Origin of the sequence: Miniphocaeibacter sp. (genome assembly GCF_049276255.1) — a bacterium.
Classification (GTDB): Bacteria; Bacillota; Clostridia; order Tissierellales; family Peptoniphilaceae; genus Miniphocaeibacter.
In genome coordinates this window covers 1-26,858 of sequence record NZ_JBASWB010000037.1, presented here as the reverse complement: position 1 = coordinate 26,858, position 26,858 = coordinate 1, and the positions used below count along the sequence as shown (strand labels likewise).

Below are 26,858 nucleotides of genomic sequence, written 5' to 3'. Positions count from 1 at the left end.
CCTCCGATTGGTATTTTGTAGTGAATTTATTGTATCGGAAAATGGTTGTTATGTCTCTTTTTTTAAATAAAATGGTGTTGGAGAAGATTTTCATTTTCCTTCACCAATACCATAAATTATAGAACCAATAAAAATAGCAATGACTCAAAATAGAGTCATTGCTATTTAAAATTAATATTAAATTATCTGTTACCAAATACATAGTCCATAACAACATCTGGAACATTGTTTCCTCTAGATAATACTAATGGATAACCCTTCTTAGCTGCATATGGTGCTCCAACTATAGCGTCTGGGAATACTTCTCCACTTGCTATTACTGCATGTTTTGGTTTTACATATACTTGTTCTGCTACTAGTACAGATGTTTCGTACCTGTCAGCACCGGCTATTCTATTTACTTCAACAAATTTTCTAACTTCTTTTTCTACTGCTCCTGATACTGACTTACTTCCTCCACCTATTGTTACCTTAGTCAACTTCCAGTCCTCTATTGTTTTTGCTGTACTTGCTGGTAATTGTCCTGGTTTTGTTAATAGGATTGGCACATCTTGCTCTACACCCATAGATGTCATTGCTATTGCATCTGGGAAGTTTGTTCCATCTACTAATATTGCTTCTGTCTTACTAGCTGTTAAAGCTCTTACTTGGTTTCCTACAAGAATTGCTGTATCGTATCTGTCTGGTCCACCAATTCTTTCTACAGTGTAGTTAGCTAGTTCTTTTTCTACCTTTTCAGATATAGAAGCATTTCCACCTATTAATATTACCTTAGTTGCTCCAAGTCTGTTAATTTCAGCTTTCACTTCTGCTGGAATTGCATCTTTTCTTGTTAACATTATTGGTGCACCTAGTTTATTTGCAAGTACTGTTGCTGTTAATTCATCTGTGTATTTTTCTCCACTTGCTAGTAATACTATATTGGATTTGCTATATTCTTTTGCTACATCTACTGATGTACCATAACGGTCCTTACCAGATAGTCTGTATTGTACAAAGTCCATTAATTGACTTTCCACTCTTTCAGTTAAGGTAGCTCTACCACCTACTAAGGTTATTTCCTTAATTGTTGGTGTTGGTCTACCTGGATCCGTTGGTTCTGTTGGTTCCGTTGGTTCTGTTGGATCTATTACCACTGGAGGGTCTATTACTGGTACATCTTCTCCTCCTACAACTGCCACGTTTTCAAGTTTCGTTCCTACCGCTACATCATCATTTACTTTTACAGTAATTCTTAATTCTGTATCTGCTCCAGGTTCTAGACTTGCAATTACAAACTCAACGTTTTGTCCATTAACTGTTCCTTGCGGAGTTGTTCCTACAATGGTTAAGTTGTCATCTATCTTGTCTGTTACCACAATGTCTTCTTTTGTTTCGCTAGTTGTATTTTTTACAGTGATTATATAGTCGAATTCTTCCCCTGGTTTTACTTCTGATTTTGAATCTACTTTTGTATGTCCTGGTACTTCTACTATAATTTCTGGTGTTTCTCCTGGTATTTCTTCTCCACCTTCTGGAGTCACTTTTACAACGTTCTTCAAGCTTGTTCCGCTAGCTACACCTTCAGATTTTACGACTCCTGTGATGGTGATTTCTAGGGATTCGCCTTGTGCTAAGTTAAAGTTTCCTGCTAGTTTTCCATCGACAAAAGTAACGCCTTCTGGAGTTCCTGTTGCTACCAACGTACCCTCTTTAAAGTTTGCAGGGTCAATACTATCTTCTATGCTCAATCCAGTAAAGTCAGCATTTCCCGTGTTCTTCACAGAAATGACATACTTAATCGTATCGCCAAGTTTTACTACCGTTTTTTCTTTTACTGCTTCTGTTGCATCATTGATATAGGCTTCTTTACTTACGCTTAAGCCTGGAGTGGATTCTACTGGAAGATCTGGTGTCTTTCCAGGAGTTTCATCTTCTCCATCTTTGATTGTCACTGTGTTTTGTAAGTTTGTATTCGCTGCAACTCCTTCAGATTTTACGACTCCTGTGATGGTGATTTCTAGGGATTCGCCTTGTGCTAAGTTAAAGTTTCCTGCTAATTTTCCATCGACAAAAGTAACGCCTTCTGGAGTTCCTGTTGCTACCAACGTACCCTCTTTAAAGTTTGCAGGGTCAATACTATCTTCTATGCTCAATCCAGTAAAGTCAGCATTTCCCGTATTCTTCACAGAAATGACATACTTAATCGTATCGCCAAGTTTTACTACCGTTTTTTCTTTTACTGCTTCTGTTGCATCATTGATATAGGCTTTCTTAGATACATCTAACTTTGGTGCTGGTGCTGATGTTGGTAAACCTCTCATAAATACAAGTTCATGTACATATGAATTTGCTAATCCAACTTTTTCATTATTTGAATATTTATCATATGTGAAGTATTTGTCGTTGTAATCCCAACCCCAGGCAATAGTTCCTGATCCATCAACAGATGCTTTAAAGATATTTCCATCTGCATCTAGAAACACTGTTGATGATCTTTCTACTGATATACTTTCCATCTTACTTGGCTCTTTAAATGTAAGACTAATCCAAGTTTCATTAGGATCAATTGCAGGCATTCCTTTTTCAGTTGTTCCCTTTTTATAGTAATATCCATTTTTATATTCTAATTGATTGCCATCATTATCTAGTACATTTCCCGTATCATCTTTTAACATATATGCTTCATCCCAAGCTGTTGGATGAAGTGTGTTGTGACCATAACCAAGCTTAGTACCAGCAACTTTACTATTTGTTTCTGTTACATACTTAGGGAATTTTGCACTTGTATCATTTATCTGAGTATCTCCATCACCTATTATTTTAGGATACAAAACAGCCTCTTTGCTAGCGTGTTTAGTTGTGGCATCAACATAGCCTCCTTCTCTAGCAAATCCATAATAATAGCCTGTACCCCAAGTCCAAGTTCTTCCTTTTTGGTCTATAAAATAATTTGTATGTTCTCCAGCATATACCTTTTGTGGTATAGGTTTATATACCTTCTCAATTTCTGCTTGATTTATTTCCACAATTCTAGGAGATAATTGTCCACTGAAAGCAGCACCATTGGCTCCTGTTGGAAGATATCCCCATTCATATACATTTCCATCTTTATCTTTTGCAACAACAACTTTATAGGTTACATCTATTTGATCAATATTAGATAGTTCTTTAATCTTTTCAAATTTACCATATCTGTTTTTTATATCTCCTTGACCTAACTGACCTTGGTCATTATGTCCCATCGACCATACTGTTCCATCATTTGCAAGAGCAATGGTGAAGTTATGTCCTGGAATAACCTTATTTACTTTTACTCCCTCTGGAAAAGGCATCTTAACTTCAGTTGGTTTTGTAGCAGTTTGTCCTCCTGGTATTCTTCCACCTGTACCATGCCCCCAGAACCAAACCTTATTCTTATTAGTAATAGCAACTGCATGATGAGCTTGATTAGCCACAGCTGCTTCAATATCTATTACTTTTTCACCATCTTCCACTGGTATTGGAACAATTACTGGAGTAGTGTTTACTTCTCTGACAACTCCATCTCCCATTTGCCCTTCAGAACCACGTCCCCAAGCGTAAACATTGCCTTTATCATCAAGAGCGTACCCTGTTTCATAGCCTGCTGCTATTTTAGTTACTTTTATATTATTATCTATAAAATATGGAATTTGCATCATTCCACCAAGATACATTTGTTCTCCTACTTTTTTACCTATTCCTGCTCTACCAGAAAGATTGTATCCCCAAGACCAAACTTTTCCACTAGAGTCTAAGGCATAGCCCCCTAACTTTCCTAATGCAACTTGAGTAAACTTAACATCTGAAAGTTGTCCATATGTTGGAGCTTCTTTACTATAGTCAAAGTTATAGTCCTGTGTTTGCTCTAATCCTCCTGTTGCATCTTCATACCTTTTAAGTAAATCTTCTGCTGTTAAATAATCAGGTTTTTGATTTTCAGCTACCTCTGTTTCTTCTTTTTCTTCTGCCTTACTTACTGTTGGTAATAGTCCTGGCGTTATTACCATTGAAAGTATTAGAAGAAAAGAAATAAAGCTTTTAAAAGCCTGTGAAAAATATATTCCACTTTTCTTACTATTCATTTTAACCTCCATTTATTTTTTTATTTTATTAATTAGTTTTTTCATTTATTTTCTTTCTAATTTGTCAAATCACCCTCCTGTTTTTTACTGACAAGACAATGTTTTTTTTGTTCTTGTTTGCATATTATGAATAATATATTTCTAGACAAAAAAAGAAGGAATAAATTACTCCTTCTTTTAGGCCCTTGACAATGAAATGCCAACAGCCTTTAAAATATTAAAATATATTACTACTAACAGATATGGATATTGATAATATAAAAGCAATCCTAAAGATTGTAAAAACTGCAAATATATAGAGAAATACAGGGAAAGTAAAAATAATCAAAAAGTTGTAGATAGGCACATTTGGGAAGAATGTATAGAAAAGTGAAAAAATATGGCAGGAGAAAAGAAACAATAGAAAGGGTATTTGCTGATGATAAAGAATTACATGGTATAAGATATACACTACATAAAGGTTAAAAAATAAGCTATTGCTCTTATTTCCTTACATGAATTTAAGGAAATTAGCAAATATTATATGGAAGTAGGGATAAAGACTATTCCTGTTTTTATATTTTATTTCGAAAATTAGTAAATATTAAAAAAAGAAGGAAAATTTTTCCCTTCTTACTTTCTAAATCGTGTTTTAAAATATTTTTATTTCCTTCTATAGTATAGAATATTATTTTTCTATAAACCTTTCTATAAATTCTTCGTAAGTCATATTTCTGTCTTCAATTATTTTTTCATCTAGCTGAATTATTCTATTGGCTATACTGTTTATAAATTCAGTGTCATGGGAAGTAAATAGGATATTTCCCTTAAAGGCCTTTAGACCATTGTTAAGGGCAATTATAGATTCTAGGTCTAGATGGTTTGTTGGTTGGTCAAATAATAAGACATTTGAGCCGAACATCATCATTTTAGATAGCATCATTCTGACTTTTTCTCCACCAGATAATTTATCTGCCGGTTTTAATGCGTCATCTCCTGAAAATAACATTCTTCCTAAGAACCCTCTTATATAAATTTCTGACTGCTCTACTGAAAATTGCCTTAACCAATCTATTAGGTTTAAGCCGGTCTTGTCAAAATAGGAGCTATTATCCCTTGGAAAATAGGATTTTGTAATAGTTTGCCCCCACTTGTAACTACCTTCATCTGGCTCTAGTTCTCCTACGAGTATTTTAAATAAGGTTGTTACCGATATTTCATTTCCTATAAAGGCTATTTTTTCATCTTTATTCACCCTAAAACTAACCTTGTCTAAAACTTTACTTCCATCTATAGTTTTAGATATTTCATTTACTTCTAGAATTTGGTTTCCTGCTTCCCTTTCCATTTCAAAACCTACAAAGGGATACCTTCTTGTTGATGGTTGTAAGTCCTCTATTTGAATTTTATCCAGTAGTTTTTTTCTTGATGTTGCTTGTTTTGACTTTGATTTATTGGCAGAGAAACGTTGAATAAAGTTCTGTAGTTCCTTTATTTTCTCTTCTTTTTTCTTGTTTTGTTCTTTTATTAGTTTAGACATTAACTGGCTGGACTCATACCAAAAATCATAATTTCCCACAAATATTTTTATTTTCCTAAAATCTATATCTACCATATGGGTACAGACATTATTTAAAAAGTATCTGTCATGGGAAACTACTATAACCATTCCTTCATAGTCAATTAAGAAATTTTCCAACCATAATATAGACTTAATATCTAAATCATTTGTAGGCTCGTCTAGTAAAAGTATGTCTGGTTTTCCAAATAAGGCTTTCGCTAATAGGACCCTTACTTTTTCTTTACCTGTTAATTCCCTTACAAATTTATTATGTTTGTCTACATCTATATTAAGGCCTTGTAAAATAGTGGCTGCTTCTGACTCTGCCTCCCAGCCATCCATTTCCAAAAATTCTTCTTCTAGTTCTGCTACCTTTATTCCATCTTCTTCATTAAAGTCTGGTTTTGCATATAGCTCGTCTTTTAAATGCATTATTTCTATTAGTCTTGGATTGCCAGATATTACTACATCTAGAATTTTTTCGTCGTCAAACTGGTTATGGTCCTGTTCTAAAACCGACATTCTTTCATTTTTATCTATTGCTACAGTTCCTGTGTCAGGTTCTAATTCTCCTTGTAGGATTCGTAAAAAGGTGGATTTACCTGCTCCATTTGCTCCTATTACCCCATAGCAATTTCCTTTTGAAAATGTTAAGTTAACATCATCAAATAATTTTTGTCCTTGAAAACTTAAACTTAAATCTGTTATATTTATCAAATTTTTTCCCCTCTAAAAATATTTCTTGAATTTTCTAATTATATACACCAAAAATCTAACCCAAATAGCAAGTCCTAATATTGCAAGAATTGTTTTTAATATACGTGATTGTATTGTTAGTTGTACAAAAAATATATTATAAAACAAAAATCCCACTAATATTAAGCCAATTATTAAAAGTAGTATTTGAATTATTTTTATTAATACATTATTAACCATAGTATTCCTCTTTGTTTTTAGTCTACACTATAATATATACTCTTTATTTGTTTAAATCAATATGAAAATACACAATAATCCCTTCTTTTTTAGGACTATTCTTTTCCTAGTAATTAATTGACTATATACTTTATTTGTGATATGCTTTAACGTAATAAAATATCGTGGCTATTACAAGAATAAGTAGTTTTTTTATTTTACTTAAGAGAGTTACCAGTTGGTGTAAGGTAATGTAAAATATTAAAATGAATACATCTTGTAGCTTCTCATCGAAAAATAGTATGAGTAGGTTGAGACGGGCTTACCCGTTACAGTAATAGGATGTCATATGTTTTTCATATTGCACCCGAAAAGGTTAATTTCGCAAGGACTTAACAAATTGAGGTGGTAACACGGGTTATACACTCGTCCTCTTTCACCAAAGAGGATGGGTGTTTTTTTATTTTTCTTAAATACTTAAACCCTACACCACTTACTATTATATTTTAAAAGCTTTATTAATTTTAGGAGGATTAGAAATGGCAAATATCGAATTTTTTACTGGAGAGAATATACCACTGGAAATGCATAAGGTACGTATTGTACAAAAACTTAATTTACCAGCTGTTGAATACCGTAAGGAAGCTATGGAAAAAGCAGGCTTTAATACTTTTATGTTGCAAAATAAAGATGTTTTTATGGATATGCTTACTGACAGTGGTGTTAATGCAATGAGTGACAGACAACAAGCAGCTATGATGGTGGCAGATGATAGTTACGCTGGTAGTGAAACTTTTACAAGACTGGAAAATAAAGTAAGGGAAATTTTTGGAATGGAGTATTTTCTACCTGCCCACCAAGGACGTGCTTGTGAAAATATTTTAGCTGAGGCCTTTGTTAAGGAAGGTTCCGTTATTCCTATGAATTTCCATTTTACTACTCCTAAGGCTCATATAACTAGACTTGGAGGTAGGGTTGAAGAGTTGGTTATAGAGGAAGGTTTAAAAATAAATTCAGATTATCCTTTTAAGGGAAATTTTGACACTGTTAGACTTCGTAAGTTAATTGAAGAAGTTGGAGCAGATAATATTCCTTTTATACGTTTAGAGGCAGGTACTAATTTAATTGGTGGTCAACCTTTCTCACTGGAAAATGCTAGGGAAGTGTGTGGACTTGCTAAGGAGTTTGGAATTATGACTGTTTTAGACGCAAGTTTATTACAGGATAATCTTTACTTTATAAAAACAAGGGAAGAAGCTTGTAAGGACATGACTATTAAGGAAATTACAAGGGAACTTTCCGACTTAATGGATATAGTTTATTTTTCTGCCCGTAAGTTAGGTTTTGCCCGTGGTGGTGGAATTTGCATACGCTCTGAAGAAAACTTAAAGGAAATGAGAGAACTTATACCTTTATTTGAAGGATTTTTAACCTATGGTGGAATGTCTGTAAGGGAAATGGAAGCTATTGTCGTTGGTTTAGATGAAACAATGGATATGGACGTAATTTCACAAGGACCAGAATTTATTAAGTATATGAGTGATGAATTACAAAAACACGGTGTGCCAGTTGTTACACCTGCTGGTGGTTTAGGCTGTCATATTAACGCCGGTGAATTTGTAGCACATATTCCACAAGAGGAATACCCAGCTGGTGCCTTAGCTGCAGCAATTTACATTGCCGGTGGAATTAGAGGAATGGAGAGAGGTACTCTGTCTGAACAAAGAAATCCTGATGGTTCTGAGCAACTTTCTGAAATGGAATTAGTTCGTCTAGCAATGCCTAGAAGGGTATTTACCCTGTCACAAGTTAAATACGCTATTGACAGAATAGTTTGGTTATACAAAAACCGTGACTTAATTGGTGGACTAAGATTTGTTGACGAGCCTAAAACCCTAAGATTCTTTATAGGAAAATTAGAGGCTACTTCTGACTGGCCGGAAAAACTAGCTAGAAAATTTAGGGAAGATTTTCCTAATAGTCTATAAAAATATATATTTCCTGTAGCAAACAAAAACCAAGAGTAAATTGCTCTTGGTTTTGATTTATCTTCCCTTGTGTTTTTCCTTTTTTCTTAATCTTTTTTTCCTATATTTCCTTTGACTTTCAATTTCTTTCTTAACTTTCTTTTCCTTTTTGATTTGCTCTTTTCTTTCTTCTTCTTGTTTTTTAAGTAGTTGTTGAGATTTAGTTCCTAAATATTTATTTTGAACTTACTTTTTTATTAAACCTTGTAATCTTTTAGGATTAGTAATTTTCTTTCCACTATTTTGAATTTTTGTTTCATTACTTAATTTTAGATTTTTCCAATTTTTATTTAAAAATTCATAAATTTCATAATCTTTAGGCTCAGCTCCAAAAACTATTTTGCCAATTCTTATATTTCCATCTACTATTTCTTCAAAAACACCTATCCAAAATGGATTTTCAAAACAAACTGTCATTTTTACACTTATTTTTTGCACAACAAAACCCCTCTCTTTTTTAAGCAAAAAATGGACAACCGAGAAGGCAGGTTACTGACAGTTTACTGTGTTCGGACTAGCAACCAACTGTGTTTTTAATTTTGCAAATATTTTTATTTTTTAATTATATATTATTAAATAGCAATTTACAAATAAGGGTATTTGTATCATATATTATTTATAAATTTAGCTTACAGCTATATAGTTTTATGCTATAATAAATATATCAATTTAATGAGGTGCTATATGACTTTACAACAATTAAAATACATAGTTAAGGTTGCAGAAAAAGGCTCTATTAATGAGGCTGCTAAGGAACTCTTTATTTCCCAGCCAAGTCTTTCAAATGCAATTAAGGAATTGGAAAAGGAATTACAGTTTGCAATTTTTATTAGAAATAATAGAGGTGTTGTTCTTACAAATAAGGGAACTGAATTTTTAGGCTATGCACAACAGGTTTTAACCCAAGCTGACCTTTTAGAGGCAAAGTTTATTAAGGGAACTGTAAAAAAACAAAGATTCGCTGCTTCTTCTCAGCATTATCTTTTTGTAGCAAATGCCTTTGTTGACTTAGTTAAGGACTATTCTAATGAAGAGTATGATTTCACTTTAAATGAAACTACAACCTATGAAGTTATTGAACATGTTAAAACAATGTACAGTGAAATAGGTATAATTTACCTTTCTAATTATAATGAAGCTGTTATTAGGAAGATGTTGTCGGAAAACAATTTAATTTTCAAGGAACTTTTTACTGCTAAACCCCATGTTTTCCTTTCAAAAAAACATCCTTTAGCAAGTAAGGATATTATAGAAATTTCCGAATTAGATGATTATCCTAAAATTTCCTTTAACCAGGGAATGTATAATTCATTTTATTATTCTGAGGAGGTTTTTAGCTACCTACCTGTAAAGAAAAGTATTCGTGTAAGTGACCGTGCTGCTGTTGTTAATTTTATGATAGGTTTAGATGCCTACACCTATTCCTCCGGAGTTTTTCCAGAATATTTACACGGTGGCGATATTATTTCTGTTCCTGTTAAGGCAGACGAAAAAATTCAAGTAGGTACAATTGTCCATAAAGATGTAGTTTTATCGGAAATAGGTAAGAAGTTTTACGATATTCTACTTGATTACTCTAAGGGATTTAACAGTTAAACTTATAGCCTATACCTATATCACGGTATAATTAATCTATCTTATACTATAGCTTTTCTTTATGATACAATGGTTTAAATTCAATTATTTGGAGGATTATTAATGAGAGATGAAACTAAATGCCTGCATTCAGGCTATACACCTAAAAACTCTGAACCTAGGGTTCTTCCTATTGTTCAAAGTACAACCTATGTCTATGATTCAACTGAAGAAGTAGCTTCTGTTTTTGACGAACCTACTAAGTCTTTAATTTATTCTAGATTTGCCAACCCTACTGTTATGGCTGTAGAAGAAAAAATTGCAGAACTTGAAGGTGGTGTTGGTGCTATGTGTACAACATCAGGACAGGCTGCTACTCTTTTATCGATTTTAAATATATGTAATGCAGGAGATAGTTTTATTAGTTTAACAGAAATTTACGGTGGTACTGTAAATCTTTTTTCCTATACTTTAAAAAAATTGGGAATTGAATGTATCTATGTTGACAAAAACGCTTCTGAAGAGGAAATTAACAAGGCCTTTAAGGAAAATACCAAGGCGGTTTTCGGAGAAACTATTGCAAACCCTGCACTATCTGTTTTAGATTTTGAAAAATTTTCTAAAATTGCCCATAATAATGGAGTTCCTTTAATTGTAGATAACACTTTTGCAACTCCTGTTTTATGTAAACCCTTTGAACATGGTGCCGATATTGTAATTCACTCTACTACAAAATATATGGACGGCCATGCTGTACAAGTTGGTGGAGTAATTGTAGATAGTGGTAATTTCGACTGGACTAATGGCAAGTTTCCGGAACTTGTTGAACCGGATGAGTCATACCATGGAATTTCCTATGTTGAAAGCTATGGTAAGGCTGCCTATATTGTTAAGGCAAGAATGCAATTAATGAGGGACTTTGGTTGTTACCCTGCTGCCCATTCTGCATTTTTACTTAATTTAGGTTTAGAAACCTTGGCAATAAGAATGAAACAATACTGTGAAAATGCAACAGCTGTAGCAAAATATTTTGAAAAATCCGATAAAATAGAATCTGTAACCTATCCTGGTTTAGAAAATGATGAAAATTATGAACTAGCCAAAAAATATTTAAAGGGAGCTAGCGGTGTTATTTCCCTAAATATAAAAGGTGGAAGGGAAAATGCAATTAAGTTTATGGATGCTTTAAAACTAGCTTCAAATGAAGTTCATGTTGCTGATATTCGTACATGTGTACTTCATCCTGCCAGTGAAACCCACCGTCAATTAACAGATGAGCAACTTATTGCTGCCGGTATTGAAGGTGGCATGGTACGTTTTTCCGTTGGACTGGAAAATATAGACGATATTATTGAGGATATTGAGCAAGCTTTAAATGCAATTTAAAAACAGGAGATAAAAATCTCCTGTTTTATTTATTCTTTATAAACCTCTTCTGCATAAGCTGCTGCTATTCCACCATAAGCTGTTCCTGGTCCACCACTCATTAATATTGCTACTTCTATTACTCCGTATATTTCTTCTAAGGTTACACCTGCTTTTTTCGCAGCATTTACATGGGCTAAAATACATCCTTCACATCTTATAGCTATTGCTATACCTAAGGCTATTAATTCTTTTTCCTTAACAGATATTGCTGTTGTTCCCATAATTTTCTTATGTAACTCTGCAAATCCTCCCATTACCTCTGGGGAATTTTTTCCTAGTAATGCAGTGTTTGCTTCTCCTGCTTTTCTTTTTTCACTAAAGCTCATTTTTTCCTCCTTATGTTTTATTATAATAAACTATAAATTCTCTAATTAACTATATGTATAATTTATTAGTATATTTATATATTTATTATATTCCTGTATAAGTAATTATATCAAAAAAAGTAGACTTTATCTAAGCCTACTTTATATTTCCTATAAAATAATCAAAAAGTTTGTAGAAATTTTTATTATGTTCTGGAAATTCTGGATGGAATTGAATCCCCATAATAAAATTATCTTTTTCATATTCTATTGCCTCTATTATTCCATCATCGGCAGTTGCTGTAACCTTAAAGTTCTTTGCCACTTTCTTTATGGCTTGATGGTGAAAGGTGTTAACAACTAGTGACGGACCAAAAATATCATATAATCTACTATTTTCTTTTATTTCTATATCATGGTAGTAAATAATACTTCTATTTTCCCTATCGCTATGGTTGTAAACATCTTCCCGTTGGGAATAAATGTCCTGATACAAATTTCCACCAAAAAATATATTAATTAATTGCATTCCTCTACAAATTCCAAATATGGGAATTTTTCTTTCAACAGCTTTTTCTAATAAATATATTTCAACTTCATCTCTTATTGGACTGGTACTTTCTAAGTACCTATTTGGCCCTTCCTTGTAAAGATAAGGTGAAATGTCAGAACCTCCAACTAGGATTAAGGCATCTATCATGTTAATATATTCATCTAAAAAAGACTTGTCATAAACCTGGGGAATAATTATTGGAATTCCTCCTGAATCAAGTACCATTTTAGAAAAATTATTATTAATTTCATGACTTACATATTTCCCTCTATTTTCCAACCAACATGGTATTCCTATAAACTTATTCATTTTGAATACCTACACTTTCTATAAATTGACTAAACAATAGTTTACTTTCCTCATTTAACATTCTGTCTATATTAAATTGTACTCCTACTAAATAACTGTTGCCTGTATATTCAATAGCTTCTACAACACCATCATCAGCCTTAGCAGAAACTACTAAATCTTTTCCCAAAGTATTAATTCCTTGAGTATGGGATGAAACTACAACAGTCCTATTTGTCTTATAGGCTTCCATTAGCTTACTACCGTCTCTTAAATTAATATAGTGTCTAGTTTCAGAGTAGTCTTTTCCAATATGATAAATAGAGTCTGATATTTCCCTACTAATGTTTTGTATTAGACTTCCTCCAAAAAACACATTAATCAGTTGACATCCTCTAGAAACTCCCAGTACTGGCTTTTTGTATTTTAAAGCCGTTTCCAAGTAGGCAAACTCCGAGTAGTCCCTTTCTAGGTCAAATTCTAATTTATCTGTTTTAGGATTTTCCCCATAATGAAAAGGGTAAATATTTACTCCTCCTTGAAGGATTAATCCATCTAGCTTTTTTATTAACGATTCAATAACATCCTTGTCCTTAGTAACTGGTAGTATTATTGGGGTCTGCTTATTTTCTACTATTGTCTTTATATAGGACTCCTTTGTATATAAAAGATTTGCAAAACTCCCCCTATTTACTCCCCCTACTATTCCTATTTTATATTTTTTCATTACAACTCCATTAAATTTAATCCTATTTCTTCACTAAAGTATCTATTAACTCTACCATCTATTACCTGTATTATTATTTCACCTGTTGCTGAAATAATACCCTTATTTAAATGACCACCTTTTGCTGAATTTTCTTCATTAGCAAAAGTAATATGGGGATGAAGATATACTTTTTCATCTTTTCTAGTAATATTTCCCATTAAAGAAAGAATTTCCAAATGTCCCTTATATTCATTAGAAAAATATTCTTTTTTATCGGTATCAAAATAGCCTACTTCAACATAGCTCATAGCCCCTATACCTGTTAATACTCCAAGTTTAATATTATTTTCTTCACAGGCCTTAACTATACTAGAAACTATTTCTTCTCCCTTTTCCAACCTTATAATTAAATGGCTTTTTAAATTTATAGTTTTCATAATAGCCTCCAATTAAAATCCTCTTAAATTTATTTACCCATTTTTTTGAAATTTATTGTTAAATTTTTATTCTTGGTATTTAGTTTTAAATATTCTACTAAAACCTTGTTTTTAATTAACATTTTAAAAATTGGAACTCCTATTAATGACACTACAATTATTTCAGATATCATTATTTGACCTGTTACAATTAAAACTCCAGTTTTAGATACTCCAATAAAGTATAGTTGAATTCCAACTAAAATATTTGCAATTGCTGGAACAATACTGGAAAGCCAAATATTCTTACATTTACTCATGAAATATGCTGCAAGAAAGGAAGCTAAGGTTCCTACTATAATATCCAATACACCAAAGGGACTAAATATATTTGCAAAAAAACAGCCAATAGTTAAACCCCAAATATACTCTCCGTTAAAGAAAGCCAGCAAGGTTAAGGCTTCCGATAACCTAAGTTGTATTGGTCCATAGGAAAGATTAGATAGTGGAGGTACTACTGTCATTAAAACATATAAGGCAGCAATTACCCCTTGTCGAACAATAAATTTTGAATTAAATTTTTTTCTCATAAAACACCTTCTCTTAATAGAATTATGTTTATGACATCCAGAATAAAGATATTTAGACCTTAATCTAATAAAAACAATAGGGAATCTACTTGCCAAAAGACGAATAGACTCCCTATTACATCTTGATTTTTAAAGTGGGTGCCAAGAAACACTTTACGCCAATAAAATATAACATAATATATTTATATATTCAACTTTTCTATGATATAATTTATATAATTTTCCTTAACTATTGTAATGAGGTGATTTTTTTGGGTTTTATTAGATCTATGACTATTGAAGATTATTTTGAAGCTTCGACTCTTTGGCAAAATACTCCAGGAATGGGCTTAAGAGGGTTAGATGACACTTTTGAAGGTATTAAATTCTTTCTAGAATACAATCCTGAACTGTCTATTGTATATGAGGAAGACGGTAGAGTTGAAGGAACTGTTCTCTGTGGCTTTGATGGAAAAAGAGCATATTTATACCATGTTGCTGTTTCCGAAAAGGTTAAAGGCAGGGCTATAGGACGTCAAATGATAAAACATCTTGAAGATGTTTTAAAGGCAAAAAGCATTAATGGAGTTGCCTTAGTAGCTTTTTGCGATAATATTGTTGGAAATAAGTTCTGGGATAATTTAGGATACCATCCAAGAAAAGACCTATATTACAGGGACAAAAACTTAAATATTGATAATTTATATGTAAAAAAAGGATAGCTTGTAGAAATTAAAAAGTGCACTCAAAACCATATTTGAATGCACTTTCCTATATTTTTATTTCATTATTGCATAGTTAGCTGCCTGCTGACAATGTATTATTGTTGTATCAAAAACAGGAAGCTCTAAATCCTTTTGTTTTATTAATAGTCCAATTTCAGTACAGCCTAATATTACACCTTGAACTCCTTTTTTCTTAGAGGAATTAATTATGTTAATGTATTTTTCCCTTGATTTTTCATTAATTTTCCCTAAACATAATTCCGAGAAAATTATTTCATTAACTATTTCAATATCTTCCTCATTTGGAACAACTACATCTATACCTTCTGCTTCTAACTTACCCTTGTAGAAATCTTCTGTCATAGTGTATTTTGTACCAAGTAATAATACTTTACCTATCTTGTTTTCTTTTAACTCTTTGGCAGTAGCTTCAGCAATATGCAAAATTGGAATATTTATTTTTTCTTGAACTTGGTCAGCTACTTTATGCATAGTATTAGTAGAGATTAATATAAAATCTGCCCCTGCTCTTTCTAATTTCATGGCGATATCAGCTAATATTTCTGCAGACTTACTCCATTGACCTTTTCTTTGAAGTTCTTCAATTTCAGCAAAATCCACAGAATAAAGTATGATTTTTGCAGAATGGAGTCCTCCTAGTTTTTCAGAAACTACCTTATTTATTATTTCATAGTACAAGCTTGTACTTTCCCAGCTCATTCCGCCAATTAATCCGATAGTTTTCATTTATTTGTTCACCACATTTATAGTATTTCCTTTTAAAAATGATTTTATATTTTCTGTCGCCATGTCTATAATTCTTTGTCTTGCTTCCTTTGTTGTCCAGGCAATATGGGAGGTAATAATAATATTTTTAGCTTTTAACAATGGGTTATTTTCCTTTATAGGTTCTTCTGAAACTACATCTAGTCCTGCTCCGGAAATATAGCCGGAATTTAAAGCATCCTTTAAATCCTCTTCTACTATTAATCCACCTCTAGCTACATTTATGATTTTTACTCCCTTTTTCATTTTAGCTATAGTGTCCTTATTTATAATTCCTTTATTGTCTCCATTTAAACTTGAGTGAAGGGAAATAATATCAGAATTTTCCAATAAATAATCTAAGGAAACCTCCTCTTCATATTTCTTTGTTTTATTTTCACCTCTATAGGCTAATACTTTCATTCCAAAAGCCTTAGCTATTTCCCCAACTTTCCTACCTATTTTCCCATAGCCTATAATTCCTATTGTTTTCCCATATAGTTCATACTGTTCTTTTAACCAATAACCATACTTGTCATTATTGGTCCATTCTCCCTTTAAAACTGAGTCACTTTGTATTTTTACATGGTTACATAATTCAAGTAAAAGTGCAAAGGTAAATTGAGCTACTGTTTCTGTTCCATAGGAAGGAATATTGGAAACTTCAATTCCTCTTTTTTTACATTCCTCTATGTCAACATTGTCAAATCCTGTTGCTAACATGGAAATATATTTCAAGTTTTCAGCTTGCTTTATTGAATCCTTTTCTACAAAGGTATTGTTAATTAAAAGTATATTTGCATCTTTTATTCTCTCTGCTACAAGTTCTTTTGGCGTTCTGTCATATACTGTTAGATTTCCCAATTCTTCAATATTTGACCAGCTTAAATCTCCTGGATTTACTAGGTATCCATCTAATATTACTATATTCATTTTCTTAATTTCTAGTATATTCTATAACTACTGTTTCTTTTGCTGTTGCCTTTCCAGTATTTGTTTTAAGCTCCTTAATATCGTCCATATTTGTAATTATTATTGGAGTTATAATTTCAAAACCCTTTTCCTTTAAAAGGTTTAAATCTACATCAACTAATAGGTCCCCAGCCTTTACCTTATCTCCAACTTTAACTTTTACATCGAAGCCTTTTCCTTCCAGTCCTACTGTTTCTAAACCAATATGAACTAAAACATCTAGGCCGTCATTGGTTTTAATTCCAACAGCATGGGAAGTATTAGCTACAACATCAACTGTACCTGACACAGGACTGTAAATACTACCTTCTTCTGGAATAAGTCCTACTCCATCACCTAGTATTTTTTGTGCAAACATAGCATCTGGTACTTCTGTTACAGCTACAACTTCCCCTGATTGAATTGCAAAAATTTCTCCATTTTTTGTTTCCTTGTCTTTTTTAAATAATTTTTTAAACATAGTTTTCTCCTTTATCTTCATTTAATAATTTTTTATTGAATATTTTTTATATATTTATCTTACTATTAATATACTTTATTATAATATTCCCTGTTTTTGTAAGTATATTCGTTTATTAATTAAAATATAAATTATCCCCAATATTTACTGTCTACTGTTCTATATCGAATAGCTTCCAGTAAATGATTAGCAGTAATATTGTCTTTATTATCTAAATCTGCAATAGTCCTACTTAGTTTCAAGATTTTATTAATAGTTCTTGCAGAAAATTTATATTTGTCATAGGCCTTTTCTAAAATAATATTTAATTCATTGTCTAATTTAATATATTTCTTAATAAGCCTATTATTCATTTGCCCATTGGTTTTTATTCTTTCTTTCCTATATCTTTTAGCCTGAATATTTCTGGCATTAACAACTCTGTTTCTTATATTTTCAGAATTTTCCGTTTCTTCATTGGAAGTTAGTTCTTCTAACTTTACTGGCTCAACTTCTATATGTATATCAATTCTATCAAGAATAGGCCTACTAACCTTAGCTAGGTACTTTTGTATTTGTGGTAGACTACAATTACATTCATGGCTTTCATCCCCATAGTATCCACAGGGACATGGATTCATGCCGGCTATAAATATAAAATTAGCAGGATAGGTTAAAGTTGCATTAGCCCTTGAAATAGTTATTGTTTTTTCCTCTAAGGGCTGTCTTAAAACTTCAATAGTACTTTTATTAAATTCAGGTAACTCATCTAAAAACAAAGCTCCGTTATGGGCTAAAGAAATTTCCCCCGGCATTGGAATTCTTCCACCACCAATAATGGCAACAGATGAACTACTATGATGTGGCGCCCTAAAAGGTCTTTCCATAATCAGTTTATTTTCCTTTAAATTACCACTAACTGAATATATTTTAGTACATTCAATTGCCTCTTCAAAGTTCAAGGGAGGTAAAATAGTTGGCAATCTCATAGCTGCCATAGTCTTTCCTGCACCAGGTGGACCTATCATAATTAAATTATGTTCACCTGCTGCAGCAATTTCCATTGCCCGTTTTAATTTTTCCTGGCCTTTTATTTCACTAAAATCCACATGATAACTTGGATTTACATTGCCTAAATTAAAGATTTCGTCATTGTAATTTTCTATTTTTAACTCATTGTTTAAATAAGCCACTAAATCCTTTAAAGTTTTTACAGGAATAATTTCAATTCCCTTAACTAAAGAACATTCTTCCCTATTGTCATCAGGTACTATGACCTTTTCAAAGCCTAACTCCTTTAGAGAAATAGCCATAGGTAGAGCACCTTGTATACTCATAATTCTTCCATCTAAAGACAATTCACCAATAAAGGCAATATCCCTACTAGGAATATTATAAATCACACCAAAAGCCGTTAAAATAGCAACGGCGATGGAAATATCCAGTTGAGAGCCTTCTTTTTTTAAATTAGCAGGAGCTAAATTAATAGTTATTCTTCCAATTGGAAAGGTGTAGCCGGAATTAGTAATAGCTGAGCGTACCCTTTCCTTAGATTCTTTTATGGAAATGTCAGGAAGTCCTACAATATTAAAGGCTTGAAGTCCCCTTGCAATATCTGCCTCAACTTCAATAGCATAACCTTGTAGTCCTTCTAAAACACAAGTCATTATTTTTGAATACATAAAATACCTCAAATAATTAATTTAATATATAGTACTAGTATATCAAATTTAACTTGTTTTATTTTAGAAAAATAAATATAAAAACCTATTTATACGTAAAAGCACACATCAATTGTATTTTTACATATAAATAGGTTTAACTTGCATTATTTACAATAACTACCATGAAATATTTTATTATTATTGTCTACATAATACATTATTCCGCTTTTCTATCAACGTTTTCGTCTATCTTTAATTACTTATCAACTCTTTTAAAAAATTATTCTAATTTTCATATCTATTATAATTTTTAATAGTTAATACTGGAAAAACTAATATACTTATTATTGCCACCGCTATAATTACATAGGGGGTGTGTAATGCCATTGGTCCTAACTCAATAAATTTACTGTCAACTACATCGTAAACAAAATACATTCCACTTACAGGTAGTAAATACTTTATCCAAGTAGGTAATATTCCTGTTGTATTTCCTAAAAATATCTCCCCCACTCCTATAACAAGCCCTACTAGCAAAGCCTTCATGGAATACTTGTTTCTTGATGAAATGTATAAACTCATTAAGCTAGTTGCTGTAACTGTAAGTATACCTATTACAATTGTGATTATTTGAATATCTAAAACTCTCAAGGGACTATAATTCAAACCTCCAACAATCATCTGGACAGAAGTATTTAACCCTTGCCAATCATATCTACTATTAACAATAATTAAAAATAACAATATTGAACATACAAACATAAAAAGATTAATAGATAATGTACTTAAGATTTTCCCAATTACTAGCTTTCTTTTCCCATTTTTAGTTGAACGAAGTATTTCATCGGAACCTGTTTCATATTCGTTTGAAAAAACAGGTGTAGAAATTACTATACTCGATAAAGTCGCCACTATAATAATAATTGTTAAAAACTCTAACTTTGAAAATCCATATTCATAATAAAATGGCTCTTCCACCTTTCTGTTTAAGTCCATAATTTTATTATATATTGAAGATTTTTCACTATATTCTTCTAAATGCAATTTGTTTAGTTGTTTTTTCCTATTTTCATAAAAGTTTTCTGCTTCTTCAAAGGAAATATCATCTAAGTCCCTATATTCTCCTTTTTCAATATGTATACTTTGAACTAGTTTTAATATTTTTTCAATGGGATAAATATTTTCTAAATATACATTATTTGGAATGTTTTCTTCCTTACCACTATAATCTTCTAAAATTTTATGATATTTTTCAAAAGCCTCCCTTATTACATCAGATGTAATATTCTTAGGTATATTTCTATTTGATTCTTCAATTTTATTTACTATTTCCTCACTTGATAAACTGCTAAATGCACTTTCTCCATTTGGATATTCTATATAGCTATCATCTATTGCAAAAGAAGATAACATTATGGAAATCAATATAGGAACAAGTATTAATATCCAATTTAACCTATTCTTTAAAAGTTTTTTTAATTCAAGTCCTATTATTCTAATCATCTATGTCCCTCTTTTCATCAAAAAGATAAAGATATAAATCCTCTAACCTTGGATATACTTCCCTTGCATTTTCCATGGTTTCATTTTCTGAAATATATCGTAAGGTAACCTCTCCATTTTCCTCATTTCTTATATTTACAACTTTTAAAGATTTTTCATATACATTTAAATTTTTTGTTGGAATTTTCATTTCCCAAACTTTTCCCTTCATGTCTATAATTAATTCCTCTGTTGTTCCAACTTTTATTATTTTCCCATTTTTCATAATAGCATTTTTTTCTGCAATATTTTCTACATCTGAAACTATATGGGTAGATATTAAAACAATTCTATTTTGGGCATATTCTGTTATCATCTTTCTAAAACGAACTCTTTCGCCAGGGTCTAACCCTGTTGTCGGTTCATCTAAAATTAAAATATCCGGTTCATTTAAAAGTGACTGTGCAATTCCAACCCTTCTTTTCATTCCTCCGGAAAGTTTACTTATTTTCTTCTTTCTTACTTCTTCCAACCTAAGGTTATAAAGTAATTCATCTATTTTTAATTTACTTTCCTTTTTACTTAACCCTTTTAAAGATGAAATATACTCTAAATAATCAATTACGTTAAAATGTGGATAGTATCCAAAATGTTGGGGTAAGTAACCTAATTTGTCCCTATATTTTTCTTTTAAAATACCTATATCTATTCCGTCGTAATAAATCTGTCCAGAATCCGGAGTTGAAACTCCTGCTAGCATTCTAATTAAAGTGGTTTTACCTGCACCATTAGCTCCTAAAAGCCCCCATACGCCTTTAGTTAAATTCAAGCTAACATCATCTACTGCTTTTACATCCTTAAAATATTTTTTTAATTTATTTATAATTAATTCCATACTTGCTCCTTTAAACTGTTTCTTCAGTATTAAAATTTCCAAAATATATATTTCTTATTTGGAAAATATATATTATTCCTAAAATTATTGTAAAAAACCCTAAAAATCGTACTATAGAAATATAATTTGTAATAAAATATATTAAAATATTCAGTAAGATAAAAATTATTAGATTGTATATTATAAGAATATTATTACTAATTTTTTTTGACATATTTATTAACAGATTATTTCCACATGAAATAAGTAAATATGGAAAAACAAGTAATACTATTCCAAAATAGACAATAATGTTTGTTTTGCTAATTAATTGAACCAATATAGATATAAACGTAACCAGATTACCTAAACTTAAAATAATAAACCTACTGACAATTATTTTGGAAATTGACATATAGGTAGAATTTTCAAGTTCCATCATATTGTTTTTTTGTGAATATGCTATAAAGAACATATTTCCTACTGCAGTTATTAAAGATATATTAACTAATAAAATTATTAATCCTCTACTTATATATAAACTTTCTTTAGCATTGTTTAACATTACCTTCATAAACATATATGCAAGTATTGTAAATATCCCTTGAATTAACCAAGTATAGGTTCCTACATACTTAATTTGTAGTTTCAAAAAGTCTAAAAAACCTATTCTCCCTTTGCTCTTACTTCTTAAATATTCTTCTTTAGATTTTTCTATAGTTTCTGTTACATGTTGCTGAGAAATATTAAAATTATTTATTGTTAAATTTTTTTTAATCTTTTTTTCAAAATTATTCTTCATATTCTTCCTCTTTTAAATCTTCTTTTAATCTTTTTAAAATCTTTCTAATTTTAGATTGTACTGTTCGCATTGGTAAATCTAAAATATTTGCTATTTCTCTAATTTTTAATTCATGAACAAACCTTAAAATTATAATTTCTCTTTCTTCTTCATTTAGTAATTTTATAATGGATTTAAAATCTTCATTAGCTATAAATTCACTAAATCCCGGTTCGTAAAACGGTTCTTCATAGGATATTTCTTCCATAAAAGGCTCTTTATTTTTCTTTCTCCAATAATCTAAACATGTATTTTTAGCAATTTTGTATACAAAGGCTCTAAATTTATTCTTATGAATGTATTTATCCATATACTTTACAACCTTAATAAAAGTTTCTTGGGTAAGGTCTTCAGCTATTTGAAAATCTCCTAAATAACTTATACAATAGCGTAAAATATCCGGATAATATAATTTTATTAACTCTTCAAGAGCGTTAATATTTCCTTTTCTTAAATCTTTTAACAAATAATCTTCCCGGTTCAATTTTTTATCTCCTTAGTTAAAGGTACCTCTACTATATATAACGAATCAAAAACATAAAAGGATTAAATAATAAAAATATTTATAATTTTTCACCTATAATTGCTATAGTATCACCTTTTTCACAATATTCTCTTCCAGAAACATCCAGAAAGATTTCTATATTATTAAAACCCACACTTTTTACCTCATTAAATATATCCTCCATTGAAAAATACTTATGCCAGATACTATATTTCTTTATTTCTTCATCGGTTATTACTATTGTTCTTTCTAACGAAATATTATTTTCATATTTTTTATTGGTATTTAGTATAATACTTTCATCTTTAGTCCAGAAATTATTTCCCTTTGAATACTCCCAAGTATCCTTTTCTATGAACTTGTTAAATTTGTTAATTGAAAAAACATCCATTATTAATTTCCCTTTATTTTTCAAACTGGCAAATACTTTTTCCAATAATTTTTTTCTCTTATTCTTTGATAAGGCTCCATAATCACAATATATAAGCATTGCTAAATCAAATATGTTTTCATAGTTCATATCCAAATAATTATAATTTTCGTATTCTATATCGAAATTCTCCTTTAAAGCTCTTTGTTTTGCATATTCTATTGACCTTTTTGAAAAATCTATGTCTGTTATCTCATACCCTTTACTATAGAGTCTTTCAGCATATAGCCCTGGCCCACAGCCTAAATCTAAAACCCTATTATATTTATCTACAGGAAATTTTTTATAAATCCAATTTACTGAACTATTAATAAATTCAAATTTTCTACTTGCTCCTTCATAATTTGGATTTAGGTGAGCCTTTAATAAGTTTTTTGAAATATATTCATCAAGCCAAAAATTATACTCACTTTCTTCAAATACTTTTGGTATTTTAAATTCATTTTTTAAGCTTTTTAACATTTTATCCTCCTAAATAAAAAAACCATAGATTTTACTCTATGGTTTAAGAAATAGTATAAGTAGAATAAAATCAAAATAGGTACACAAAAAATCTTGTGTATTTCCTTTTAATTGATTTCATCTATCTTTTCCAATATATTAACAGCTATTCATAATAATATAATGGACTATATCACTTCTTTCATAATTTGGTTTTAATAAAATAATATATTAAAATTCTATTATTTTTATTTTATCCCCTTTTTTTACTTGTCCGTCTTTTAGGACCTTAGCAAATATTCCTTCTGTTGGCATTATACAATTTCCAACTTTCTGCTTTATTGCACAACCTGAATGGCATTTTTTACCAATTTGAGTTACTTCTAAAACAGCTGTTCCCATTGTAAATACAGTACCAACTGGAATTTCATGTAGAACTAAACCCTTTGTTGTAATATTTTCGGCAAAATCACCATCTTTTAAATCCGGTAGTCCCATAGCCTTCATTTTGTCTATACTTTCAACGGCTAATAAGCTAACCTGTCTATGCCAATCTCCTGCATGGGCATCGCCTACAAGACCATGGTCTATTTTTAATTCTCCTACTTCAATAGGAGTCTTTATTACTCCCTTAGTTTCACTAATATTAACGTCTAATACTATTCCTTCTTTGTTATCTGCTATAAAATGGCCAGACTTTCCGCCTTCTTTTTCCAATAATCTCATATTTTCTATTCTCATTCCCCTATCCATTGCTTTACACATATCATATATAGTTAAGAAAACTTATTAAAATTTACCAATACAAGTGAGACATTTGACTCTTTTCAAAAAGGAAATGGTGGTATTTTTTAACATATACTACGAATGTTTTGCTTGTATTGTTATGAATCAAGAAATCAAAAACATTGGAAAAGAAATTTTTTTCATAAAATTATAGAGAAACACCAAAACTTTTACAGAGAGCAGTAAATCCTGAAAATATTGTAATAAAAAGGTGTATTGTTAAAACCAAATCACTTCCCAATTTTTATAAAAACATAGTCCTTAAATTTATTTATATTTTTAGATGTATAATATAATTTCCAATAATTAGTGATGATTAATTTATCATTATATCTTTTTTAATGATATCTTCTAATACAAAATACATTGTGTTGAACAAATAAGGCATTTTAAATATATCATATCCCATTATTTCTATTATTTTATTTTTCCTATATAAAACTGTGTTTCTATGTAAATACAATTGTTGTGAGGCTTTATCTATGTTTAAATCGTTCATTATTAAAGCTTCTATTGTATCATAATATTCTTGTTGTAATTCCTTATCTACTGATTTTAATGTTTTTTTCACCTTATTTTCTATATTTCTAGTTAGATTCTCATAACTTTCTATATCCTCATAAAAAATGTATTTTTCTGGAACATTAAACTTTCTTGCTATTTTATAGGATAATGTAGCTTTTTTATAACTTTTTGGTATATCTTCAACATTGAGAAAAACGTCACTTATTCCAATAGAAATATCTAATCTTGAATTTTCTTCAAAAATGCTTTTTATTATTTCTATGATATCTAATAAAATATCTTTATTTCCTTCTAATTTTTTAGATATTAGACTTATAATCATGTCATTGTAAAAGTAAATATTATTTAAATAAATATTTTTTTCAAATTTCGAATTTATTTTTGGCATAATTAATTCATCTATAATTTTTTCAATATCTTGAATATGTTTTTTATCATTATTTTGAAAGTCATTAATATTTATAATCATAAATTGATTAGATTTATCTATATCCCAACCTATATTCTTTCCCCTATTTATAGCAGTTTGATTGCTACGAAAATTCCATGTTAAAAGATCACTAATATAAGCTTTATACTGAGTTTTTCTTAAATTTTGATATTTTACTTTTTTTTCTAAAACTAAAGAGGATAATTTGGCTAATAGTCTAATTATTTTAGAATCATCATCTGAATTACATTTACCAATGATTACCCCATGAATTTTATTATTTGAAAATATATAATTTTTTTTCCATATTTCATTACCTATTTCTAACTCATATTCTTTTTCATAATTAGAACTTACTATTGAATGAAAACTATCAACGATATCCTCAATATATTGTTCTTTCTTTGGATAAATAATTTCATTATTATTGTCTAAAACTATAAATTTATTATTTAGAACTATCTCAATATAATTAAAAATAGTCCAATAATCATTAAATTGACTAACTGCATCCATAAAAGTTGAAACAATTTTATCCATACTACTCGGAAATTTTCTTTTTGTATCTAATTTTTTTATAATAGGTTCCATTATTTCAATATAGCTAACCTCACTATCAGCTATAATAAGTGGAAATTTAAGCTCATTGCACAAACTAATGATTTCAGAATTCAAATCTTTCATGATTATATTAAAATGGCATAATATCAAACCTGATGATTTTTTCTCAACAAGGGATTTAATTACTGTTTCCTGCATTTTTACATTTGTTGATATAGCATAAAATGATGTTATATATAATTGACCTTCAAGTACCCAATTTTTTATTTTTTCATTAGATACTTCCAAAACACTTACACTGGTCACTTCATTATCTATCTTTTCAATTCCCGCTACAATTTTCGCATCTTCTAAACATTTAAAATTAAATATATCTGATATTTTCATAGTTCACCTCCTGCTATAAAAATATTACTAAAAATTTGATTTTCATATCTTTTACCTATATTATGATATTATCATATTTTTCCCAACAATAACTTTTTTAATAGTTGAATTGCAATAATAATTGCAACACTACTCATAATTATTTAATTCGTATAAAAATGCTTCAAATGGTGAGTTAAATTCTAGACATTTTCTCGGTCTAGTATTTAACTCATATATAACTTCTATTAATTTATTATCATCAATTGATGATAAATCTGTTTTCTTTGGATAATATTCTCTTAATAGTCCATTACTATTCTCGTTAGTTCCTCTTTGCCAAGCACTATATGGATCAGCAAAATAGAAATTTATTTCTAGTTGATTTTCTACACTTTCATAACAAGCAAATTCTTTTCCCTTATTAGAAGTGAAACTTTTAAATGCTTTTTTAGGTAATGCCTTTACCAGTTGTTCTATAGCTTTCATCATGGAGTCTTTGCTTCTATCCTTCATTTTTATCGCGATATAGAATCTGGTTTTCATCTCTGCGAATGTTGCTAAACACCCTTTGCTTTTACCTCTAGAAGAAACAACTGTATCTAGTTCCCAATGTCCAAATTCTATGCGTTTCTTTACATG

The 26,858-nt window shown here is 30.2% G+C and carries 24 protein-coding genes, 1 pseudogene and 1 other annotated feature; of the genes and pseudogenes, 4 read left to right on the top strand and 21 right to left on the bottom strand.

Features of this window, described 5'->3' with window-relative positions:
* Positions 1 to 182 precede the first annotated feature (182 nt).
* From WAO56_RS03780 to WAO56_RS03770, 3 genes are all read right to left on the bottom strand, one after another.
* On the bottom strand, positions 183 to 4,085 hold the full coding sequence (locus WAO56_RS03780; RefSeq protein WP_422146275.1) for a cell wall-binding repeat-containing protein: 3,903 nt from the start codon (positions 4,083 to 4,085) through the stop codon (positions 183 to 185).
* Between the two features lie 667 nt (positions 4,086 to 4,752).
* Entirely contained in the window at positions 4,753 to 6,342 is a 1,590-nt protein-coding gene (locus WAO56_RS03775) for an ABC-F family ATP-binding cassette domain-containing protein (protein WP_422143409.1), read from the bottom strand.
* Between the two features lie 12 nt (positions 6,343 to 6,354).
* Positions 6,355 to 6,561 (bottom strand): hypothetical protein, encoded by a 207-nt coding sequence (locus tag WAO56_RS03770; RefSeq protein ID WP_422143408.1) that lies wholly within the window; start codon positions 6,559 to 6,561, stop codon positions 6,355 to 6,357.
* A gap of 161 nt (positions 6,562 to 6,722) precedes the next feature.
* Positions 6,723 to 6,977, top strand: a binding site (T-box leader).
* A 102-nt stretch (positions 6,978 to 7,079) separates the two neighbouring features.
* Here WAO56_RS03770 and WAO56_RS03765 point away from each other — a divergent pair.
* Positions 7,080 to 8,528 (top strand): tryptophanase, encoded by a 1,449-nt coding sequence (locus WAO56_RS03765; RefSeq protein ID WP_422143407.1) that lies wholly within the window; start codon positions 7,080 to 7,082, stop codon positions 8,526 to 8,528.
* A 57-nt stretch (positions 8,529 to 8,585) separates the two neighbouring features.
* On the opposite strand, the pseudogene WAO56_RS03760 reads toward WAO56_RS03765, so the two are convergent.
* Positions 8,586 to 8,984: pseudogene (locus WAO56_RS03760) on the bottom strand (YjdF family protein).
* 267 nt (positions 8,985 to 9,251) lie between these two features.
* Here WAO56_RS03760 and WAO56_RS03755 point away from each other — a divergent pair.
* Complete coding sequence (locus WAO56_RS03755) at positions 9,252 to 10,163, top strand: LysR family transcriptional regulator (protein ID WP_422143406.1); 912 nt, start codon at positions 9,252 to 9,254, stop codon at positions 10,161 to 10,163.
* A 102-nt stretch (positions 10,164 to 10,265) separates the two neighbouring features.
* A complete protein-coding gene (locus WAO56_RS03750) occupies positions 10,266 to 11,528 on the top strand; it encodes an O-acetylhomoserine aminocarboxypropyltransferase/cysteine synthase family protein (RefSeq protein ID WP_422143405.1) in 1,263 nt (420 codons plus the stop codon).
* Positions 11,529 to 11,557: 29 nt separating this feature from the next.
* On the opposite strand, the gene WAO56_RS03745 is transcribed toward WAO56_RS03750, so the two are convergent.
* The 5 genes from WAO56_RS03745 to WAO56_RS03725 all read right to left on the bottom strand — a co-directional run bounded on the left by WAO56_RS03745 (position 11,558) and on the right by WAO56_RS03725 (position 14,431).
* A complete protein-coding gene (locus tag WAO56_RS03745) occupies positions 11,558 to 11,896 on the bottom strand; it encodes a carboxymuconolactone decarboxylase family protein (protein WP_422143404.1) in 339 nt (112 codons plus the stop codon).
* Positions 11,897 to 12,032: 136 nt separating this feature from the next.
* Positions 12,033 to 12,737 carry a gamma-glutamyl-gamma-aminobutyrate hydrolase family protein gene (locus tag WAO56_RS03740; RefSeq protein WP_422143403.1) on the bottom strand — a complete coding sequence of 235 codons (705 nt, stop codon included), beginning with the start codon at positions 12,735 to 12,737 and terminating at the stop codon, positions 12,033 to 12,035.
* Positions 12,730 to 13,443: a gamma-glutamyl-gamma-aminobutyrate hydrolase family protein gene (locus tag WAO56_RS03735; RefSeq protein WP_422143402.1), complete on the bottom strand. Its 714-nt coding sequence runs from the start codon at positions 13,441 to 13,443 to the stop codon at positions 12,730 to 12,732. Before WAO56_RS03735 ends, WAO56_RS03740 begins: the two co-directional genes overlap by 8 nt.
* Positions 13,443 to 13,862: a PPC domain-containing DNA-binding protein gene (locus tag WAO56_RS03730; protein WP_422143401.1), complete on the bottom strand. Its 420-nt coding sequence runs from the start codon at positions 13,860 to 13,862 to the stop codon at positions 13,443 to 13,445. The genes WAO56_RS03735 and WAO56_RS03730 overlap by 1 nt, the downstream gene beginning before the upstream one ends.
* Positions 13,863 to 13,891: 29 nt before the next feature.
* Entirely contained in the window at positions 13,892 to 14,431 is a 540-nt protein-coding gene (locus tag WAO56_RS03725; RefSeq protein ID WP_422143400.1) for a QueT transporter family protein, read from the bottom strand.
* A 251-nt stretch (positions 14,432 to 14,682) separates the two neighbouring features.
* Between WAO56_RS03725 and WAO56_RS03720 the strand changes: the two genes are divergently transcribed.
* On the top strand, positions 14,683 to 15,132 hold the full coding sequence (locus tag WAO56_RS03720; RefSeq protein ID WP_422143399.1) for a GNAT family N-acetyltransferase: 450 nt from the start codon (positions 14,683 to 14,685) through the stop codon (positions 15,130 to 15,132).
* 57 nt (positions 15,133 to 15,189) lie between these two features.
* Here the strand turns inward: WAO56_RS03720 and WAO56_RS03715 are convergent, their stop codons facing one another.
* The 12 genes from WAO56_RS03715 to WAO56_RS03660 form a co-directional block, all read right to left on the bottom strand.
* The gene (locus WAO56_RS03715) at positions 15,190 to 15,882 is read right to left on the bottom strand and encodes an aspartate/glutamate racemase family protein (protein ID WP_422143398.1); all 693 of its coding nucleotides are present in this window, start codon (positions 15,880 to 15,882) and stop codon (positions 15,190 to 15,192) included.
* Complete coding sequence (locus tag WAO56_RS03710; protein WP_422143397.1) at positions 15,883 to 16,833, bottom strand: D-2-hydroxyacid dehydrogenase; 951 nt, start codon at positions 16,831 to 16,833, stop codon at positions 15,883 to 15,885.
* 4 nt (positions 16,834 to 16,837) lie between these two features.
* Positions 16,838 to 17,332 (bottom strand): PTS sugar transporter subunit IIA, encoded by a 495-nt coding sequence (locus tag WAO56_RS03705; RefSeq protein ID WP_422143396.1) that lies wholly within the window; start codon positions 17,330 to 17,332, stop codon positions 16,838 to 16,840.
* Between the two features lie 131 nt (positions 17,333 to 17,463).
* Entirely contained in the window at positions 17,464 to 18,993 is a 1,530-nt protein-coding gene (locus WAO56_RS03700; RefSeq protein ID WP_422143395.1) for a YifB family Mg chelatase-like AAA ATPase, read from the bottom strand.
* 267 nt (positions 18,994 to 19,260) lie between these two features.
* The gene (locus WAO56_RS03695; protein ID WP_422143394.1) at positions 19,261 to 20,478 is read right to left on the bottom strand and encodes an ABC transporter permease subunit; all 1,218 of its coding nucleotides are present in this window, start codon (positions 20,476 to 20,478) and stop codon (positions 19,261 to 19,263) included.
* Positions 20,471 to 21,352, bottom strand: a complete 882-nt coding sequence (locus tag WAO56_RS03690) for an ABC transporter ATP-binding protein (RefSeq protein WP_422143393.1) — start codon at positions 21,350 to 21,352, stop codon at positions 20,471 to 20,473. The genes WAO56_RS03695 and WAO56_RS03690 overlap by 8 nt, the downstream gene beginning before the upstream one ends.
* 10 nt (positions 21,353 to 21,362) lie before the next feature.
* Complete coding sequence (locus tag WAO56_RS03685) at positions 21,363 to 22,133, bottom strand: hypothetical protein (protein ID WP_422143392.1); 771 nt, start codon at positions 22,131 to 22,133, stop codon at positions 21,363 to 21,365.
* Positions 22,123 to 22,656, bottom strand: a complete 534-nt coding sequence (locus tag WAO56_RS03680) for an RNA polymerase sigma factor (RefSeq protein ID WP_422143391.1) — start codon at positions 22,654 to 22,656, stop codon at positions 22,123 to 22,125. The genes WAO56_RS03685 and WAO56_RS03680 overlap by 11 nt, the downstream gene beginning before the upstream one ends.
* 79 nt (positions 22,657 to 22,735) lie before the next feature.
* Positions 22,736 to 23,569: a class I SAM-dependent methyltransferase gene (locus tag WAO56_RS03675; protein WP_422143390.1), complete on the bottom strand. Its 834-nt coding sequence runs from the start codon at positions 23,567 to 23,569 to the stop codon at positions 22,736 to 22,738.
* A gap of 210 nt (positions 23,570 to 23,779) precedes the next feature.
* Positions 23,780 to 24,322: an MOSC domain-containing protein gene (locus tag WAO56_RS03670; protein ID WP_422143463.1), complete on the bottom strand. Its 543-nt coding sequence runs from the start codon at positions 24,320 to 24,322 to the stop codon at positions 23,780 to 23,782.
* A gap of 328 nt (positions 24,323 to 24,650) precedes the next feature.
* Positions 24,651 to 26,237, bottom strand: a complete 1,587-nt coding sequence (locus tag WAO56_RS03665) for a PucR family transcriptional regulator (RefSeq protein WP_422143389.1) — start codon at positions 26,235 to 26,237, stop codon at positions 24,651 to 24,653.
* 129 nt (positions 26,238 to 26,366) lie between these two features.
* A partial coding sequence (locus WAO56_RS03660; protein WP_422146274.1) for an IS30 family transposase occupies positions 26,367 to 26,858 on the bottom strand: 492 nt, incomplete at its 5' end.